This window comes from Glutamicibacter sp. Je.9.36 (assembly GCF_051129975.1).
Taxonomy (GTDB): domain Bacteria; phylum Actinomycetota; class Actinomycetes; order Actinomycetales; family Micrococcaceae; genus Glutamicibacter.
Genome location: NZ_JBCPSN010000002.1, coordinates 738,019 through 754,679 on the forward strand (window position 1 = coordinate 738,019; position 16,661 = coordinate 754,679).

General features: G+C 60.4%; 13 protein-coding genes. 4 read left to right on the forward strand and 9 right to left on the reverse strand.

Annotation, left to right across the window (positions count from 1 at the left end):
* Positions 1-96 precede the first annotated feature (96 nt).
* Positions 97-846, forward strand: coding sequence for a DUF4191 domain-containing protein (locus AAZQ98_RS07925; RefSeq protein WP_105656779.1), 750 nt, complete (start codon positions 97-99; stop codon positions 844-846).
* 70 nt (positions 847-916) lie between these two features.
* Here the strand turns inward: AAZQ98_RS07925 and AAZQ98_RS07930 are convergent, their stop codons facing one another.
* Complete coding sequence (locus AAZQ98_RS07930) at positions 917-1,354, reverse strand: RDD family protein (RefSeq protein WP_400288256.1); 438 nt, start codon at positions 1,352-1,354, stop codon at positions 917-919.
* Between the two features lie 274 nt (positions 1,355-1,628).
* On the opposite strand from AAZQ98_RS07930, the gene glnA (AAZQ98_RS07935) reads away from it, so the two are divergent.
* Entirely contained in the window at positions 1,629-3,053 is a 1,425-nt protein-coding gene (gene glnA / locus AAZQ98_RS07935; protein WP_400288257.1) for a type I glutamate--ammonia ligase, read from the forward strand.
* A 164-nt stretch (positions 3,054-3,217) separates the two neighbouring features.
* On the opposite strand, the gene AAZQ98_RS07940 is transcribed toward glnA (AAZQ98_RS07935), so the two are convergent.
* The 4 genes from AAZQ98_RS07940 to glnA (AAZQ98_RS07955) all read right to left on the reverse strand — a co-directional run bounded on the left by AAZQ98_RS07940 (position 3,218) and on the right by glnA (AAZQ98_RS07955) (position 8,704).
* On the reverse strand, positions 3,218-3,688 hold the full coding sequence (locus AAZQ98_RS07940; RefSeq protein ID WP_434691172.1) for a nucleoside deaminase: 471 nt from the start codon (positions 3,686-3,688) through the stop codon (positions 3,218-3,220).
* Positions 3,689-3,793: 105 nt separating this feature from the next.
* Positions 3,794-4,276: a DUF1990 family protein gene (locus tag AAZQ98_RS07945; RefSeq protein WP_434691175.1), complete on the reverse strand. Its 483-nt coding sequence runs from the start codon at positions 4,274-4,276 to the stop codon at positions 3,794-3,796.
* A gap of 8 nt (positions 4,277-4,284) precedes the next feature.
* A complete protein-coding gene (locus AAZQ98_RS07950) occupies positions 4,285-7,311 on the reverse strand; it encodes a bifunctional [glutamine synthetase] adenylyltransferase/[glutamine synthetase]-adenylyl-L-tyrosine phosphorylase (protein WP_434691177.1) in 3,027 nt (1,008 codons plus the stop codon).
* A gap of 52 nt (positions 7,312-7,363) precedes the next feature.
* A complete protein-coding gene (gene glnA / locus AAZQ98_RS07955) occupies positions 7,364-8,704 on the reverse strand; it encodes a type I glutamate--ammonia ligase (RefSeq protein ID WP_434691180.1) in 1,341 nt (446 codons plus the stop codon).
* A 136-nt stretch (positions 8,705-8,840) separates the two neighbouring features.
* Here glnA (AAZQ98_RS07955) and panB point away from each other — a divergent pair, with 136 nt between their 5' ends.
* Positions 8,841-9,677 carry a 3-methyl-2-oxobutanoate hydroxymethyltransferase gene (panB, locus tag AAZQ98_RS07960; RefSeq protein WP_434691181.1) on the forward strand — a complete coding sequence of 279 codons (837 nt, stop codon included), beginning with the start codon at positions 8,841-8,843 and terminating at the stop codon, positions 9,675-9,677.
* Positions 9,678-9,788: 111 nt separating this feature from the next.
* Here panB and AAZQ98_RS07965 read toward each other — a convergent pair whose 3' ends face one another.
* Entirely contained in the window at positions 9,789-9,983 is a 195-nt protein-coding gene (locus AAZQ98_RS07965; protein ID WP_105656786.1) for a hypothetical protein, read from the reverse strand.
* Between the two features lie 133 nt (positions 9,984-10,116).
* Here AAZQ98_RS07965 and map point away from each other — a divergent pair, with 133 nt between their 5' ends.
* Positions 10,117-10,992 carry a type I methionyl aminopeptidase gene (gene map / locus AAZQ98_RS07970; protein WP_434691184.1) on the forward strand — a complete coding sequence of 292 codons (876 nt, stop codon included), beginning with the start codon at positions 10,117-10,119 and terminating at the stop codon, positions 10,990-10,992.
* Positions 10,993-11,074: 82 nt separating this feature from the next.
* Here the strand turns inward: map and nrdR are convergent, their stop codons facing one another.
* The 3 genes from nrdR to dnaE all read right to left on the reverse strand — a co-directional run bounded on the left by nrdR (position 11,075) and on the right by dnaE (position 16,641).
* The gene (gene nrdR / locus AAZQ98_RS07975) at positions 11,075-11,563 is read right to left on the reverse strand and encodes a transcriptional regulator NrdR (protein WP_105656788.1); all 489 of its coding nucleotides are present in this window, start codon (positions 11,561-11,563) and stop codon (positions 11,075-11,077) included.
* An 84-nt stretch (positions 11,564-11,647) separates the two neighbouring features.
* Positions 11,648-13,000 (reverse strand): histidinol dehydrogenase, encoded by a 1,353-nt coding sequence (gene hisD, locus AAZQ98_RS07980; RefSeq protein ID WP_434691186.1) that lies wholly within the window; start codon positions 12,998-13,000, stop codon positions 11,648-11,650.
* 77 nt (positions 13,001-13,077) lie between these two features.
* Positions 13,078-16,641, reverse strand: coding sequence for a DNA polymerase III subunit alpha (gene dnaE / locus AAZQ98_RS07985; RefSeq protein ID WP_434691189.1), 3,564 nt, complete (start codon positions 16,639-16,641; stop codon positions 13,078-13,080).
* Positions 16,642-16,661: the final 20 nt, after the last annotated feature.

Consider the following 16,661-nt stretch of genomic DNA (forward strand, 5'->3'; position numbering starts at 1 on the left):
TCCCACTGCCCGTCCATGGGCAATTCAGCTGAAAATGCCGTGTTCGATCCGGCTCGGCTTAGAACTATCAACTTCATCGCGTAGAATTAAGGCACTATGGCCAAAAACTCCGACAACGACGCAGCCGCGCCTAAGCGTGGCTTGTTTTCGCGTAAACCAAAAGCTGAGAAGAAGAACAAAGAACCGGGCCGCCTGAAGCAAATTGGCCAGGTCTTCCAGATGACTCGCCGCAATGACCCGATGGTCGTGTGGTGGATGGCATTGGCAGCCTTGGCCGTCATTGCTGTCTGCTTGGTCATTGGCTTCTTGATCAAAAACTGGATCACGATGTTGATCATCGCAATCCCGCTGGCGCTCCTTGCTGCAATGTTCGTGATGTCCCGCCGCGCAGAGAAAGCTGCGTTCTCGCAGCTTGAGGGCCGCCCCGGCGCTGCCGGCGCCGCCATGAGCGTGCTGCGTCGCGGCTGGATCCTGAAGCAGGAACCAGTTGCCTACAACCGCCACCAGGATCTGGTGTTCCTCGGTATCGGTCGCCCGGGCATCGTCCTGGTCACCGAGGGTCCAAAGAGCCGGGTTCGTGAGCTTGCCTCGTCCGAGCGCAAGCGCATCGCCCGCGTTCTACCGAACGTTCCCGTGCACATCATCAACGCTGGTTCCGAAGAAGGCCAGACTCCGTTGGCTGAAGTCGGCAAGGCAATGAAGAAGCTTCCAAAGTCGATTACGAAGCTGGAAGTCAGCGCAATCGACAAGCGCTTGAGCACGTTGACCGCGAATCGTCTGCCCATCCCCAAGGGTGTAGACCCGAACCGCGTCCGTCCAAACCGCCGCGCTACGCGCGGACGCTAAAGACAACTACTAAAGAAGCCGCAACTGGAATTTCCAGTTGCGGCTTCTTTCTTGCTGTCCGGATCTTTTGCTAGGAGATATTCACCAGGATGGTCTTGGGCAAACGATCGTGCAGTCCACGCTGGTCCTTGTCGGTGACGAAGGCCGGAATAGCCAGGCAAAGCAGCAAGGAACGAATCAGGCCTTGCAACGGCTTGATTGCGGTTCCATCCAGCGACTGCACCTGCATGCCAAAGGTACGGTGCCCGATCGTGTGCCCGGTGAACCCGACACCGATGATCTGCCCGGCGCAGAACAGGCTCAATGTTGCCAGATCGTGGCTGTCAAACAGCCACCAGCTCAGCAGCATCGAGAGCCCCCAGTCCAAGAGCAGTGCACCGACCCGTCGCGGGAATCTGGCAATGGAGCCGGGGCCCTTTTCGGGGCGCCCCATATCCTGCCCGGGCCATTGTTGCGTATTATGCTGCGGCGGCCCTTCAAGCCACGAGCTGAAGTCTTTTCTTTCCACCAATACAGTCTATCCAGCGATTCTGTGCGCCAGTTAGAACGCGATAACCAGGTAGCAAGTATCCAAGTCAGATTGTTACAGCAGGCAATTAGCGCAGATCAGCGCGATACGACACGCCCGGATTCTCCGCTTGTAACAGGTTGGAAACAATAGAGACACCATTCAGAAATGGATTATAGGTAAGCTTGATACGTAAGCAAGAGGACCAGCCGGATCATTCCGACTACCGGTTCCGTTTACCAAACCTTATATCTCACCAGGGAGTCACCTGCACATGTTTACCAGTCCAGAAGAAGTCTTGGCATATATTGCCGAAGAGGACATCAAGTTCGTCGATATCCGTTTCACCGACCTACCAGGTGTACAGCAGCACTTCAACGTGCCTGCCAAGTCCGTGGATGCCGACTTCTTCGTCAACGGCCAGCTCTTCGATGGTTCTTCCATCCGCGGCTTCGCCGGCATCTCTGATTCCGACATGCAGCTGATCCCGGACGTCACCACCGGCTTCATCGATCCCTTCCGCCTGGAAAAGACCCTGGCCTTCAACTTCTCGATCATCAACCCACGCACCGGTGAGCCTTACCACCGCGACCCACGTGGCGTTGCCGAACGCGCCGAGGCTTACCTGGAATCGACCGGTATCGCTGACACCGCGTTCTTCGCCCCAGAAGCAGAATTCTTCATCTTCGAAGACGTTCGCTACGAATCCAAGCCACAGGGCGCGTTCTACTCGATCGATTCCGACGAGGCACCTTGGAACACCGGCCGCAAGGAAGAAGGCGGCAACCAGGGTTACAAGACCCCGTACAAGGGCGGCTACTTCCCAGTTGCACCGACTGACAAGCAGGCTGACCTGCGCGACGCGATCTGCGTCGAGCTGGACAAGGCTGGCCTTGAGGTTGAGCGCAGCCACCACGAGGTGGGCGCTGCCGGCCAGGCAGAAATCAACTACAAGTTCAACACCATGGTTCACTCCGCTGATGAACTGATGCTCTTCAAGTACATCGTGAAGAACGTCGCTGACGCGTGGGGCAAGTCCGCAACCTTCATGCCAAAGCCAGTCTTCGGCGACAACGGCTCGGGCATGCACGTGCACCAGTCGCTGTGGTCCAACGGCGAACCGCTGTTCTACGACGAAAAGGGCTACGCTGGCCTGTCCGATACCGCTCGCTGGTACATCGGCGGCCTGCTGAAGCACGCAGACGCCGTGCTCGCGTTCACCAACCCAACCGTGAACTCCTACCGCCGCCTGGTCAAGGGCTACGAAGCTCCAGTGAACATGGTTTACTCGCAGGGCAACCGCTCTGCCGGTATCCGTATCCCGATCACCGGTTCGAACCCTAAGGCGAAGCGCATCGAGTTCCGCGCTCCGGATGCTTCCTCGAACCCATACCTGGCGTTCGCAGCCCAGCTGATGGCTGGCCTGGACGGCATCAAGAACCGCATTGAACCTGCAGAGCCAATCGACAAGGACCTCTACGAGCTTCCTGCCGAAGAGGCCAAGGAAATCCAGCGCGCACCTGAAAGCCTCGAAGAGGCGCTCAAGGCCCTGGAAGCTGATCACGAGTTCCTGCTCGAAGGCGGCGTCTTCACCGAGGACCTGATCCAGACTTGGGTCGAGTACAAGCGTGAAAACGAAATCAAGCCATTGAGCCTGCGCCCGAACCCATACGAGTTCGAGCTCTACTACGGTTGCTAATCAGCTGACTGGGCATCGCCCCATGTAGTTTGCAGAGGAGTCCGCACAAAGCGCAAGAACAATGTTCTGGCAGCTTGTGCGGACTTCCGCTGTTTAAGCATCAGTGCGGGCCCGCACATGGGCGGCCATCGCGCTCAGGGCAAGTGCCACCCCGATAACAAGTACTAGTATTCCTGCTTGTCGCTCTTTGCTTCCCAAAGCTCAAACGCCCTGAGCGCACCGGAATCTTCAACCTTGGTAAAGGGAATTTTCCGCTCGCTCATGGGAAGCTCAAGCTCCTTGTAGATGAAATCATCATCGAAGCCGATCTTCGCGGCTTCCTCGCGCGTATTCGCATAGTAGACATGCTTGAAGCGGGACCAATAGATGGCCCCCAGGCACATGGGACATGGCTCGCAGCTGGTGTAGAGCTCGCATTGCGACAGATCGAAGGTTCCCAGTGCTCGGCCCGCTGCGCGGATGGCATTGATTTCGGCGTGCGCCGTTGGATCCTGGCTACCCACCACCGAGTTGTAGCCAGCGGAAACGACTTTTCCGTCAAGGACTACCACCGCGCCAAATGGTCCGCTGTCATTGGATTCCAGGGCCAGCAAGGACTGATCAATGGCAGCCTGCAGCATCTTTGGGTCCAGCATTTTCAAAGCTCCCCTGCACTCATTATTCGCGTAGAGATTACAATCCCCACCCTAGTCCCCCGCGTCCTGTTCCGGCGGGAAGTGCAGGAAAGTGCCGGTTGCGGACTAAGGTTTCAGCGCACGAAGGTAACGCTGACGTGTCACCCACTGCGCCAGGAGCAGCACCCTGAAGACTCGACGCCAAGCAGGCACATCAGAAGGTTCCGTGACCGACCTGATCAGCAGGAAAACCTGCTCGTCCACGCGTTCGAGAATGAAAGCTTCCACACCCTGAACCGGATGCCCCTGCAGCGTCCGGTAGGAAAACCCTACCCAATCACTTTCCGCAATGACGTCAACGACCTCCACAGGTTCATGGATGCGCAACGGTCCGACACCGATGGTGATCAAGGGTCGCTGGCCCGCGGCGACCGGCAACTGCGGCTGGAGCCGGAACCCGCTGCGTGTCTTGACTTCCCAGCGGAGCAAAGCAGCGCACGCATCGTCCCACAGGGCTGCTCCCTTACCTAGCAGCACGCGGCGTTGCCACGGCCTGGATGAAGCAGCCAGCGGGCTCCAGGAACGTTCCAGCAGCCTTTCAACGGCCACCGCGGTTCCTAGTCCTCAAAGCCGTAGAACAGCAGTTCAAAGATGCCACGCGCGTGCCGGGTTGCACGCAAGTAGTCTTCTTCGAGTTCCACGCCAAAGTGCGGCTCATAGCCGCACCACCGAGCCACGGCTTCCATATCGCGCGCCGAACTCGGCAAGACATCGCTGGAACGTCCGGACGTGATGATTTCAGCACTGCGAATCTGCGTAGCCAGCCGCCAAGCAATCGCCAGCAGTTCGCTATCGTCCTGCGCAATGAGCTCCAATTTCGCCAGCTCTTCCAATGCCTGGAGCGTCGAGGTGGTGCGCAGGGATTCGTGCTTCCAGGCGTATTGCAACTGGTAGAACTGCACCAGCCATTCAATGTCCGAGAGCGAGCCTCGTCCCAGTTTCAGGTGGCGGTTGGGGTCGGCACCTCGCGGGAGCCGTTCGGACTCAACGCGGGCCTTGATCTTGCGGATATCCCGGATCTCCGACTCGTCCAGTCCCTTGCCGTAGCGCACCGGCCTAATCAATTCCATGAAATCTTCAGCCAACTGGTCATCGCCGGCAAACGGGCGTGCACGCTGCAACGCCTGGCGTTCCCAGATTTCCACCCATCGCTGGTAATAGGTGGCGTAGGCGTCGAGAGAACGGACCAGCATTCCCTGGCGGCCCTCGGGGCGCAGATCCGAGTCCACTTTCAATTTCACTTCAGCTGGAATGGCTGGTTTCAACGGTTTGGCGGTCCACGACACCAGGTCGGTAACTACCCGAAGCGCTTGTTCTTGAGCAGCTTGGGCCGTGGCGCCAGGAACCGGGCGCTGCACGAACAGGACGTCCGCATCAGAGCCGTAGCCGATTTCCCGACCGCCTTGGCGGCCCATGGCAATGACCGAAACGACAGCATGTTCCCCGTGCTTGGCCTGGTCAGCAGCCAAGAGGACCTTCAGCACCCCGTCAACCATGGCGGCGTCGATGTTAGAGAGTGCTACGCCAACTTCGTCAACGGTCAGCAGGCCAGCGCCGTCGGCAAGCGCGACACGCAAGAACTCGCGGCGGCGCACCATGCGGATCATGCGGATGGCAGCTTCTGGCTGCTTCGTGCGATGGATGATCGAGGTGTTCTGCTGCAGCAGGTTCTCGAATGTCTGCGGAGTCAAGGAGGCGTCGGAGCCCAGCCAAGCGGCCGCCGCAGGTTCGTTGGCCAGCAGGTCGGTCAGGAAGCGCGTATTGGAGAGCAAGTGGCTCAGCCGTTCGGCGGCAGCGTTGGTATCGCGCAGCATGCCGAGGAACCAATGGGACTTGCCCAGCGCTTCGCTGAGCCGGCGGAAGCCCAGCAATCCAGCATCCGGGTCAACCCCGCGGGCAAACCAGTCCAGGAGTACCGGCAGCAATTGCCGTTGCAATGACGCACTGCGCGAGACCCCACCGGTCAGGGCTTCGATGTGCCGCATCGCCGCCTTCGGGTCGAGATAGCCCAGGGCACGCAGGCGGGCTTGCGCCGATTCGGCGGTGAGCTTGACGTCATCGGCCGAGAGGTTGGAACTACTGACCAGGAGCGGACGGTAGAAAATACGCTCGTGCAGCGAACGCACCATCCGCTTGGTTTCATTCCAGCGGCGCATCAGCTTCTCCGGGCTGCTGAGCTGCAGGTCTCCGGCACCACGGATCGATCGTGCAAGCACGCGCTGGGCGCTTTCTGCCCGGGGCATCAAGTGGGTACGGCGCAATTGGCTGAGCTGTATCCGGTGCTCCAGCAAGCGCAGGAAACGGTATGAGTCATCGAAATTCGTCGCATCATCACGGCCGATGTAGCCGATATCGCTCATCGCTTGGATGGCCAGGGTGGTGGTTGGCACCTGGATGGCGGGGTCGACTCGACCATGGACGAGTTGGAGCAGCTGGACGGTGAACTCGACGTCGCGCAGCCCACCGGGGCCCAGCTTGATTTGCCACGCAACATCTTGCTTGTCGATGTTGTCGCTGACGCGTCGGCGCATGGCCTGGACGGATTCAACGAAGCCTTCGCGTTCGGAACTGGACCACACCATTGGCGAAACCATCCGCTCATAAGAGCGTCCCAGTTCCTTGTCGCCGGCAATCGCGCGGGCCTTGAGCAGGGCTTGGAATTCCCATGAATGGGCCCACCGGCGGTAGTACGCTTCATGGGATGAGAGCGTACGGGTCAAGGCCCCGTCCTTGCCCTCGGGGCGAAGATTCGCATCCACCTCCCAGAGCATCGGCTCAGGGCCAGGCACCATCAGGGCACGTGCCGTGTTCCCGCAGATCACCGTCGCGATCGCGGCCGCCAGGTCGTCATCGATTCCCAGCGTGGAATCGTGGACGTAAATGACATCGACGTCCGAAATATAGTTCAGTTCACGTGCACCGCACTTGCCCATGCCAATGATGGTGATCTTAACCCGATCAACGTCGCCAGCATCATATTGTTCGGCGGCTTCGGCCCGGGCAATGGCCAATGCCCCCTCCAACGCGGCACCAGCCATGTCGGCCAGTTCCGCGGCGACCAGGGGCAGAATGCGCTGCGGCTGGGTGGAACCCAAGTCCCGGTGGGCCAGCGAGAGCAAGGCCTTGCGGTAGGCGGTGCGCAAGCGCTGACGCGCTTCAGCCCCGGTATGGGAAGAGACCCAGTGCCCGCCGTCCGATTGCTTGGCCTCGATCGATGCCAGCAAGTCCTCGACCAGCTGTTCCGCGGGCACGGGGACGAATTCACCGGACGGGGCGTGGCGGACAATCTCCAGCGCCTCGGGACAACGCATGAGGAACTCCCCGAGCGCAGAAGAGCTGCCCAGAAGCCTGACGAGCCCTTGGCAGCTATCGGGCTCCATGAAGATATCGATGACTTCCGGGTGCCGATCCACCAACCGCAGGGCCAGCAGCAGTGCCTGGTCCGGATCTGGCGCATGCGCCATCTTGCTCACGATCAGGCTGGGATCAATCCGGGACAGTTCCTCGGCCTGAAGGAAATTCTTGGCCCTTTCGATGTCGCTGAAGCCAGCGTTGAGCAATGCTCGCGAGGGTACTTCCGGCATGGTGTCTCGTGTTCTCCCGCATTTCGCCACGCAGCTTCACGCGGCGAAGTCTCTAGAGGATTCCCAAATACTTGTTCAGTTCGTATGGGGTGATGACCTGGCGGTACTCTTCCCATTCGGTGCGCTTGTTCGACAGGAACGAGTTGAATACCTGCTCGCCGAGGATCTCGGCCATCAGTTCCGACTCTTCCATGGCGCGCAATGCGTCGTGCAGGCTGCCAGGCAGCGGAACGTGGCCCGAGGCGCGGCGTTCTGCCGTGGACAGGCTCCAGACATCATCCTCGGTTGGCTCTTCCAGCTCGTAGCCTTCGCGGATGCCCTTCAGCCCAGCGCCCAGCAAGACCGCGTAGGCCAGGTACGGATTGGCTGCCGAGTCGATACCGCGGTATTCCACGCGGGCGGACTGTCCCTTGCCTGGCTTGTACAGCGGCACGCGGACCAGTGCCGAGCGGTTGTTGTGCCCCCACGAACGGTGGCTCGGCGCCTCGCCTCCACCCCACAACCGCTTGTACGAGTTCACGTACTGGTTGGTGATGGCGGTCATTTCCGGCGCATGGTGCAAGATGCCGGCGATGAAGGACCGGGCCACATCGGAGAGCTGGTATTCGCGGCCAGCTTCGAAGAACGCGTTAGCGTCGCCTTCGAACAAGGAGAAGTGGGTATGCATGCCGCTGCCTGGCTGGTCGGCAAATGGCTTGGGCATGAAGGTTGCGTGGATGCCCTTCTGCATCGCCATCTCCTTGATGACGGTACGGAAGGTCATGATGTTGTCGGCGGTCTGCAAGGCATCTGCGTAGCGCAGATCGATTTCGTTCTGGCCTGGACCTGTTTCGTGGTGGGAGAACTCCACCGAAATGCCCAGCGCTTCCAGCGTGGTCACGGAAGCACGGCGGAAGTCCTGCCCCACGCCATCTGGCACGTGGTCGAAGTAGCCACCGTTGTCGATCGGCTGGGGACGGCCATTGGCATCCAGCTGATCGTTCTCCAGCAAATAGAATTCGATCTCCGGGTGGGTGTAGCAAGTGAAACCCATATTCGATGCTTCGGCCAGCTGGCGCTTGAGCACCTGGCGCGGATCTGCATTGGACGGCTGGCCCTCAGGGGTCAGGATGTCGCAGAACATGCGGGAGGTCGGTTCGACTTCGCCGCGCCACGGCAGGATCTGGAAGGTGGCAGGATCTGGCTGAAGCAACATGTCAGACTCGGAGATCCGGGACAGTCCATCAATGGAGGAACCATCGAATCCCAGACCTTCTTCGAAAGCATCTTCAACTTCAGCAGGAGCCAACGCCACCGACTTGAGCGAACCAACGACGTCGGTAAACCACATTCGCACAAATCGAACGTCGCGTTCTTCAATGGTGCGCAGTACAAATTCCTGCTGACGATCCATTTTCCACCACCTTTGGGATTCTGATATCCGGCGCTGATCACAACCGGTAAGAAAATTGACCTGTGGCAACACTATATCGGTTCAGAACCGTCCCAACGATCAGCATCGCCCTGTGCAAGTGCGATAAAGTCGATTCATGCCACAACCATACCTAGGGAACCCTGAAAAAGGCCCGTCCCGTATCCGACTTCATCATTTGCAGCAGGCCAAGGACAATGGCGAAAAATTCGCGATGTTAACTGCTTATGACGTAATGATGGCAGAGATTTTCGATTCGGCCGGGATCGAGTTGCTGCTGGTTGGCGACTCCGCTGCCAATACCGTACTCGGCTACGAGTCCACGCTGCCCATTACCCTCGACGAAATGATCATGTTCACCAAAGCTGTCGCCAACGGGGCCAAACGCGCCATGGTCGTTGCCGACCTCCCGTTTGGCAGCTACGAGCAGTCCCCTGCCCAGGCCGTTGCCACTGCGGTGCGCCTGATGAAGGAAGGCCATGCCCACGCGGTCAAGATGGAGGGCACCGCGCAATACGCCGAGCATGTCCGCGCCATGGTCCTTGCCGGCGTTCCCGTTATCGGGCACATCGGATTCACTCCGCAGTCCGAGCATGCATTGGGCGGGTACCGCGTGCAGGGCCGTGGCGACGCTGTAGAGCAGATGAAGCACGACGCTGTGCAATTGCAGGATGCAGGCGCCTTCTGCATCCTGATGGAAATGGTGCCAAGCCCAGTCGCTGCCAAAATCGATGCCGCACTGAAGGTGCCGACCATCGGCATCGGCGCTGGCAACTCCACCACCGGACAGGTCCTGGTTTGGCAGGACATGCTGGGTCTTGGCGGGGGCCGCACCCCGCGCTTCGTGAAGAAGTACGCTGATCTGCGTGAAGTTGTCGGCAACGCGGTGCGCGAGTACCACCAGGACGTGGTTTCCGGCACCTTCCCCTCGGCAGAGTACGAGTTCAAGGAATAGAAGCCGGCTCACGCCGTATCGCAAAGCGGTGCGCTGCCTCGATGTTATCCATCGTGGCAGCGCACCGCTTTGCCATTCTTTGCACCGGCCTGGCTCGGTGCCCTTTGACTTCTACTCGTCGTCTTCCTCTGCGTCGTCCCACGCCTCATTGCGTGCCTGGACTTTCGCCATTGCCGCTTCGGCTTCAGCAACCGTGTCATATGGGCCAAGCAACTGCGACCAATCAGACTGCGGGCCATTCTCCACGGTCTTGGTCGAGACGTTGTACCAGTACTGCCCCTCGCCCGGGGTGCCAACTGAGCTCATGGAAAACTCCTCTATTCTCGATTCTTGCTGCTTCTTCCACGGTAACCCAACCGGCGGAAAATAGGTGCAACACCACCTGTCCTATCGGCTATCTCCTAGCGAAGCGGCAGATACGTGAAGCTAGAATAAAAGCATGGCTATTGCTTCAACTGCACCCCTTGGAAATCTCACCGCCGGCACGGTCTCCCCGGAGCTTCCGGTACCGAAACACATTGAACGCCCCGAATACGTTGGCAAGAAGGAACCTGCCAGCAATACGGCTTCGGAAATCAAAAGCCCAGAAGTCATCGAGCGCATTCGCATAGCTTCAAGGATTGCCGCTCAGGCACTGCAGGAAGTTGGCAAGGCTTGCCAGCCGGGAGCCACCACCGACCAGCTCGATCGGCTTGGCCACGAATTCCTCATGGATCACAACGCCTACCCGTCAACCCTGGGCTACCGCGGATTCCCCAAGTCGCTGTGCTCCTCGTTGAACGAGGTCATCTGCCACGGCATCCCGGACACCACTGTTTTGCAAGATGGCGACATCATCAATATCGATATCACCGCCTTCATCGGTGGCGTTCACGGAGATAACAACGCCACCTTCCTGGTCGGTGACGTGGATGAAGAATCGCGCTTGCTGGTCGAGCGCACCGAAAACTCGCTGAAGCGCGCCATCAAGGCCGTGATGCCAGGGCGTGAGATCAATGTGATCGGCCGAAGCATTGAAACCTACGCCAAGCGGTTCGGCTACGGCGTGGTCCGCGACTTCACCGGCCACGGCGTCGGCGAGGCCTTCCATTCCGGCTTGATCATCCCGCATTACGATGCGGCGCCGGCCTACAACACTCCCATCGAGCCGGGCATGGTTTTCACCATCGAGCCGATGCTCACCTTGGGCACCGTCGAATGGGACATGTGGGAAGACGACTGGACCGTGACCACCAAGGACAAGAAGCGCACCGCGCAGTTCGAGCACACCCTGCTGGTCACCGATGAAGGCGCGGAAATTCTCACCCTGCCATAGCCGCTGCGACGCCTACGCCAAACGCCAGTGCCCGCGACCTCGAAAGGTCTGGGGCACTGGCGTTTGCTCTATGCGAAAACTGCTAGTCGGCCGAGAGCGGACGCTGGTTTCCCTGCGGAACCTTGCCACGGCGATCGCGCAGCCGGGCAATGGCGGTCTCGAAATCAGTCAGCGACTGGAAGTTGTGGTAGACACTGGCAAAGCGCAGGTAAGCGACCTCGTCGAGGCGCGACAATGGCTCCAAGATGGCCAAGCCCACCTGGTGGGCAGGGATTTCAGCAGCCCCGGAGGTCCGGACCGCCTCTTCGACTTCCTGGGCCAGGACGGCAAGATCGTGATCGGTGACCGGGCGGCCCTGGCAGGCCTTGCGGACACCGTTAATGACCTTGTTGCGCGAGAACGGTTCTACGGCACCGGACTGCTTGAGCACGTTGAGGCTGGCAGTCTCGGTGGTGGTGAAACGGCGCGAACAAGCCGTGCACTGGCGTCGGCGGCGGATCGAGACGCCGTCGTCGGCAACTCGACTATCGACCACTCGGGAATCCGCATTGCGGCAATACGGGCAGTTCACGGCACCTCCATCTGTAGCCTAAGAAGCATTCTCGGTTCACCCATGGTGGCAAGAATCAACTCATGTCACCTAACAGTTTAGCGTCTATTGCGCGTTTCGCACCGCGACCGCGTCACCATGGGCTGGCAGGTCCTCGGCATTGGCAAGATTAATCACGTGAGCGGCCACTTCGCCCAGCGCGGCCTTGTCGTAGTTGATCACCTGGATGGCTTTCAAGAAGGTATTCACGTTCAGCCCCGAGGCATGCAGCGCGGTGCCACTGGTCGGCAGCACGTGGTTGGATCCTGCGCAGTAGTCGCCCAGCGAAACCGGGGCATAGGCGCCGACAAACACGGCGCCAGCGGCGGTGATGCGGGCCGCGGTGGATTCCGCCTCGGCCACCATGATTTCCAGGTGCTCGGCGGCGTAGGCGTTGCACACCTCGATCCCCTGCTCCAGGTCCTTGACCAAGATGACCGCCGATTGGGATCCTGACAGTGCCTCTGTCACACGGGCGGAGTGCTTGGTGGCGGCAACCTGCACCATGAGTTCCTTGCGCACGCCAGCAGCCAGTTCAGGTGAATCGGTAATCAGCACGGCCGCGGCGTTGGCGTCGTGTTCTGCCTGCGAAATCATATCGGCAGCGACGAAGCCCGGGTTAGCTCCCTTGTCGGCAAGAATCGCGATTTCCGTGGGACCAGCTTCAGCGTCGATGCCTACCACGCCCTTGACCAAGCGCTTGGCGGTTGCCACGAACACGTTGCCTGGACCGGAGATCACGTCAACCGGCTCGATCCCGCCACGCTCATCGTTCGGCATGTCCACCCCGTAGGCGAACGCGGCAACAGCCTGGGCACCGCCCATGGCGTGCACCTCGTCGATGCCCAGCAGTTTGGCGGCAGCCAGGATGGTGGGGTGCGGCAGTCCGGCGAATTCCTTCTGCGGCGGGCTGGCCAGGGCTAGCGAGCTGACGCCGGCTGCCTGGGCAGGTACGGCGTTCATGATGACCGAGGAAGGGTAGACGGCCAGGCCACCTGGCACGTACAGGCCGACGCGGCGCACCGGAACCCAACGCTGGGTGACAGTTGCCCCGGTAGCGTAGCGGACTTCGGCGTCGTCGGGGCGCTGGGCCTTGGCGAATACGCGGGCGCGGTCAATGGATTCTTCCAACGCCAGGCGGACCTGCGGGTCCAGTTCTTCCAGGGCGCGGTCCAGCTCATGCTGCGGCACACGGGTATGTTCCAGCTCAACGTGGTCAAAGCGCTGGGCCAGGTCCTTGAGTGTTTCCATGCCATGGGCGCGGACATCATCGATGATCTGCTGCACGGTTTCGGCAGCGGTCTGGGAGTTCACCTCCGGGCGCGGCAGCTTGGCTTTCAGCTGTGCGTAGCCCAGGGATTCGTTGCGCCAATCAAGGGTGGCGAGTGCTGAGAATTCGGTTTCTGGAAGAGTGCTCACCTACCTAGTTTAACGCCGATGACCGGGGAAGGTTCATTAGTTACCTTCCCCGGTCATCCAAGCCGTGATCCGTTTCCCTAGACGTCCAGGCAGTGCGGGCCCAACAGCACCTTCAAATCGCCGAACAGGGCAGGATTGGGGTTCACCCTGAAGTTCATGCCCAGGCGCAGCAGCGAGGTGCCGCGGCTGCCGGTGAGCTTCACCCGCACCTCGGTATTGCCGCTGTGCGTGCGCAGCACATCGCCCAGCTTCTGCACCAGGGTTTCGGTGGCCTTGTGTGTCGGAATCCCGATGACTACCGGTCCCCCGTTGGCATCCTCGGAAATTTCCGGGATCATCATTTCCTGCGCGTTCAGGGTGATCGAGCCGTCATCGCGGCGCTGCACGCGCCCCTTGATGACCACGATCAGGTCATCGGCCAGGATCTCGGCGATCGGCTGGTAGGCCTGGCCGAAGAACATGACCTCCATCGAACCGGAGAGGTCTTCGATCTCGCAGCGCGCATACGGGTTGCCGCTCTTCTTGGCGATGCGCCGCTGCAGACCGGAAATCATGCCGGCGATGGAAATGATGTGGCCGTCCTGCGGGCCGTCATCCGAGAGCACGTGCGTGACCGGCATGTCAGCGTACTGGTCCAGGGCCGAGCCCAGGCCCTGCAGCGGGTGGTCGGAAACGTACAGGCCGAGCATGTCACGCTCGTAGGCCAGTTTTTCCTTCTTGTCCCAATCGGGCATGTCGGGGATCGCCACGTGCATCGACTCCGAGGACTCATCCGAGCCCAGGGCGCTGAACAGGTCGAACTGGTTGGCCGCCTCGTTGCGCTTGACCTGGATCACCGAATCCACGGCCTCTTCGTGGATGGCCACCAGCGCCCGGCGTGGATGCTTCATGGAGTCGAAGGCACCGGCCTTGATCAGCGATTCAATGGTTCGCTTGTTGCAGACCACGGCCGGGACCTTGCCCAGGAAATCGTTGAAGTCGTTGTAGTTGCCCTTCTCCGTGCGGGCCTCGACCATGCCGGCCACCGCATTGGTGCCGACGTTGCGGATGGCGCCCATGCCGAAGCGGATATCCTTGCCCACTGGGGTGAAGTTCAACGCCGATTCGTTGACATCCGGCGGCAGCACGGTGATGCCGATGTGGCGGCATTCGTTCAGGTACAGTGCCAGCTTGTCCTTGTCATCGCCCACCGAGGTCAGCAGCGCGGCCATGTATTCGGCCGGGTAGTGCGCCTTGAGGTAGGCGGTCCAGTAGGAGACCACGCCGTACGCGGCCGAGTGGGCCTTGTTGAACGCGTAGTCGGAGAATGGCAGCAAGATGTCCCACAGGGTCTGCACGGCGGCGTCCGAGTAGCCGTTGTCGTTCATGCCCTGCTTGAAGCCGGCGAACTGCTTATCCAGTTCCGACTTCTTCTTCTTGCCCATGGCACGGCGCAAGATATCGGCCTGGCCCAGCGAGTAGCCGGCCAGCTTCTGCGCAATAGCCATAACCTGCTCCTGATACACGATCAGGCCGTAGGTGCCACCGAGGATCTCTGCCAGCGGTTCAGCGAGCTCCGGGTGGATTGGGGTGACTTCCTGCAACCCGGTCTTGCGCAGGGCGTAGTTGGTGTGGGAGTTGGCGCCCATCGGGCCCGGACGGTACAGCGCGATCACTGCGGAGATGTCTTCGAAGTTGTCGGGGCGCATCATCTTCAGCAGCGAACGCATGGGACCGCCATCGAGCTGGAACACGCCCAGGGTGTCGCCGCGGGCCAGCAGGTTGTAGGCCTCGGGGTCCTCGATACTCAGGGTCTCGAGGTCGATTTTGGTGCCGGTGTTGTACTCGATGTTCTCCAGGGCATCGGAAATGATGGTGAGGTTGCGCAACCCCAGGAAGTCCATCTTGATCAGTCCCAGGCCTTCACAGGTCGGGTAGTCGAACTGGGTGATGACCTGTCCATCCTGGATGCGCCGCATGATGGGGATGACGTCGATGATCGGGTCCGAGCTCATGATCACGCCGGCGGCGTGCACGCCCCACTGGCGCTTCAGGCCCTCCAGGCCCTTGGCCGTCTCGAAGACTCGGGCCGCCTCCGGGTCATTGGCCACCAGGTTGCGGAAGTCCCCCGCCTCCGAATAGCGCTTGGATTGCGGGTTCTCGATGTCGTTCAGCGGGATGTCCTTAGCCATCACCGCCGGCGGCAGCGCCTTGGTCAAGGTCTCGCCCATGCTGAACGGGTAGCCGAGCACGCGCGATGAGTCCTTCAGCGCCTGCTTGGTCTTGATTGAACCGTAGGTCACGATCATCGATACGCGCTCATCACCGTACTTCTCGGTCACGTACTTGATGACCTCGGAACGGCGGCGATCATCGAAGTCGACATCGAAGTCGGGCATGGAAACACGTTCCGGGTTCAGGAAACGCTCGAAGATCAGGCCGTGCACCAGCGGATCGAGGTCGGTGATGCGCATGGCGTAGGCGACCATGGAGCCTGCACCCGAACCACGCCCTGGGCCAACACGGATGCCGTGGTCCTTGGACCAGTTGATGAAGTCGGCCACGACCAGGAAGTATCCCGGGAAACCCATCTTGATGATGACGTCCAGCTCGTAGTCTGCCTGCTTGCGCGAAGCTTCTGGGATGCCGTTCGGGTAACGGTAGTGCAGTCCCTTGTCGACTTCCTTGATCAGCCAGCTGGTTTCGTCCTCCCCCGGCGGGCAAGGGAATTTCGGCATGTAGTTGGCGTTCGTGTCGAAAGAGACCTCGACCCGGTCGGCGATCGCCAGGGTGTTGTCGCAGGCTTCGGGAAATTCCTTGAACAAATCGCGCATTTCGCGCGCCGATTTCAGGTAGTAGCCGGTGCCGGAGAAGGCGAAGCGGCTGCCGCCCTGGTCATAGGTGGGCTCGTCAAGCGTGGAGCCGGAGTTGATGGCCAGCAGCGCCTCGTGGGCCTTGGCATCGGATTCATGGGTGTAGTGCAGGTCGTTGGTAGCCACCAGCGGAATGCCCAGTTCCTTGGCCAGGCGCAGCAGGTCCTTGGTGATGCGGCGTTCGATCTCCAGACCGTGGTCCATGATCTCGCAGAAGTAGTTTTCCTTGCCGAACAAGTCCTGCAGTTCAGCTGCGGCCGCCTTCGCCGCATCGTACTGGCCCAGGCGAAGCTTGGTCTGGACTTCACCCGAAGGGCAACCGGTCGTGGCAATGAGGCCTTCGCGGTGCTCGTTGAGCAGCTCGCGGTCCCAGCGCGGGTATTTGCCGAACACGGAGTCCAGCGAGGCGCGGGACGAACCCTTGAAAAGGTTGTCCATGCCCTTGTTGTTGTACGAGAGCAGGGTCATGTGGTTGTAGAGGCCGCCACCGGAAACGTCATCGCCCTTTTGCGATTCGTCGGTACGCCATTTCACGCGGGTCTTGTCGTCGCGCGCGGTGCCCGGGGTGACATAGGCTTCTACGCCGATGATCGGCTTAACGCCAGCTCCGGTGGCTTGGCGCCAGAAATCGAAGGCACCGAACAGGTAGCCATGGTCGGTAATCGCCATGGCTTCCATGCCCTGCCGGTTGGCTTCGGCGAAGAGTTCGCCTAGGCGCGCCGCACCGTCCAGCATGGAGTATTCGGTGTGGGTATGAAGATGGACAAATCCGTCACGTGTAGCACTCACCCAACCAGTCTAGCGATCAA

Bases quoted from the DNA above. Each gene is read 5' to 3' on its own strand.
- AAZQ98_RS07965 (WP_105656786.1), bottom strand. From the start codon at position 9,983: ATGAGCTCAGTTGGCACCCCGGGCGAGGGGCAGTACTGGTACAACGTC.
- glnA (WP_400288257.1), top strand. From the start codon at position 1,629: ATGTTTACCAGTCCAGAAGAAGTCTTGGCATATATTGCCGAAGAGGAC.
- panB (WP_434691181.1), top strand. From the start codon at position 8,841: ATGCCACAACCATACCTAGGGAACCCTGAAAAAGGCCCGTCCCGTATC.
- AAZQ98_RS07925 (WP_105656779.1), top strand. From the start codon at position 97: ATGGCCAAAAACTCCGACAACGACGCAGCCGCGCCTAAGCGTGGCTTG.
- glnA (WP_434691180.1), bottom strand. From the start codon at position 8,704: ATGGATCGTCAGCAGGAATTTGTACTGCGCACCATTGAAGAACGCGAC.
- map (WP_434691184.1), top strand. From the start codon at position 10,117: ATGGCTATTGCTTCAACTGCACCCCTTGGAAATCTCACCGCCGGCACG.
- AAZQ98_RS07940 (WP_434691172.1), bottom strand. From the start codon at position 3,688: ATGCTGGACCCAAAGATGCTGCAGGCTGCCATTGATCAGTCCTTGCTG.
- AAZQ98_RS07950 (WP_434691177.1), bottom strand. From the start codon at position 7,311: ATGCCGGAAGTACCCTCGCGAGCATTGCTCAACGCTGGCTTCAGCGAC.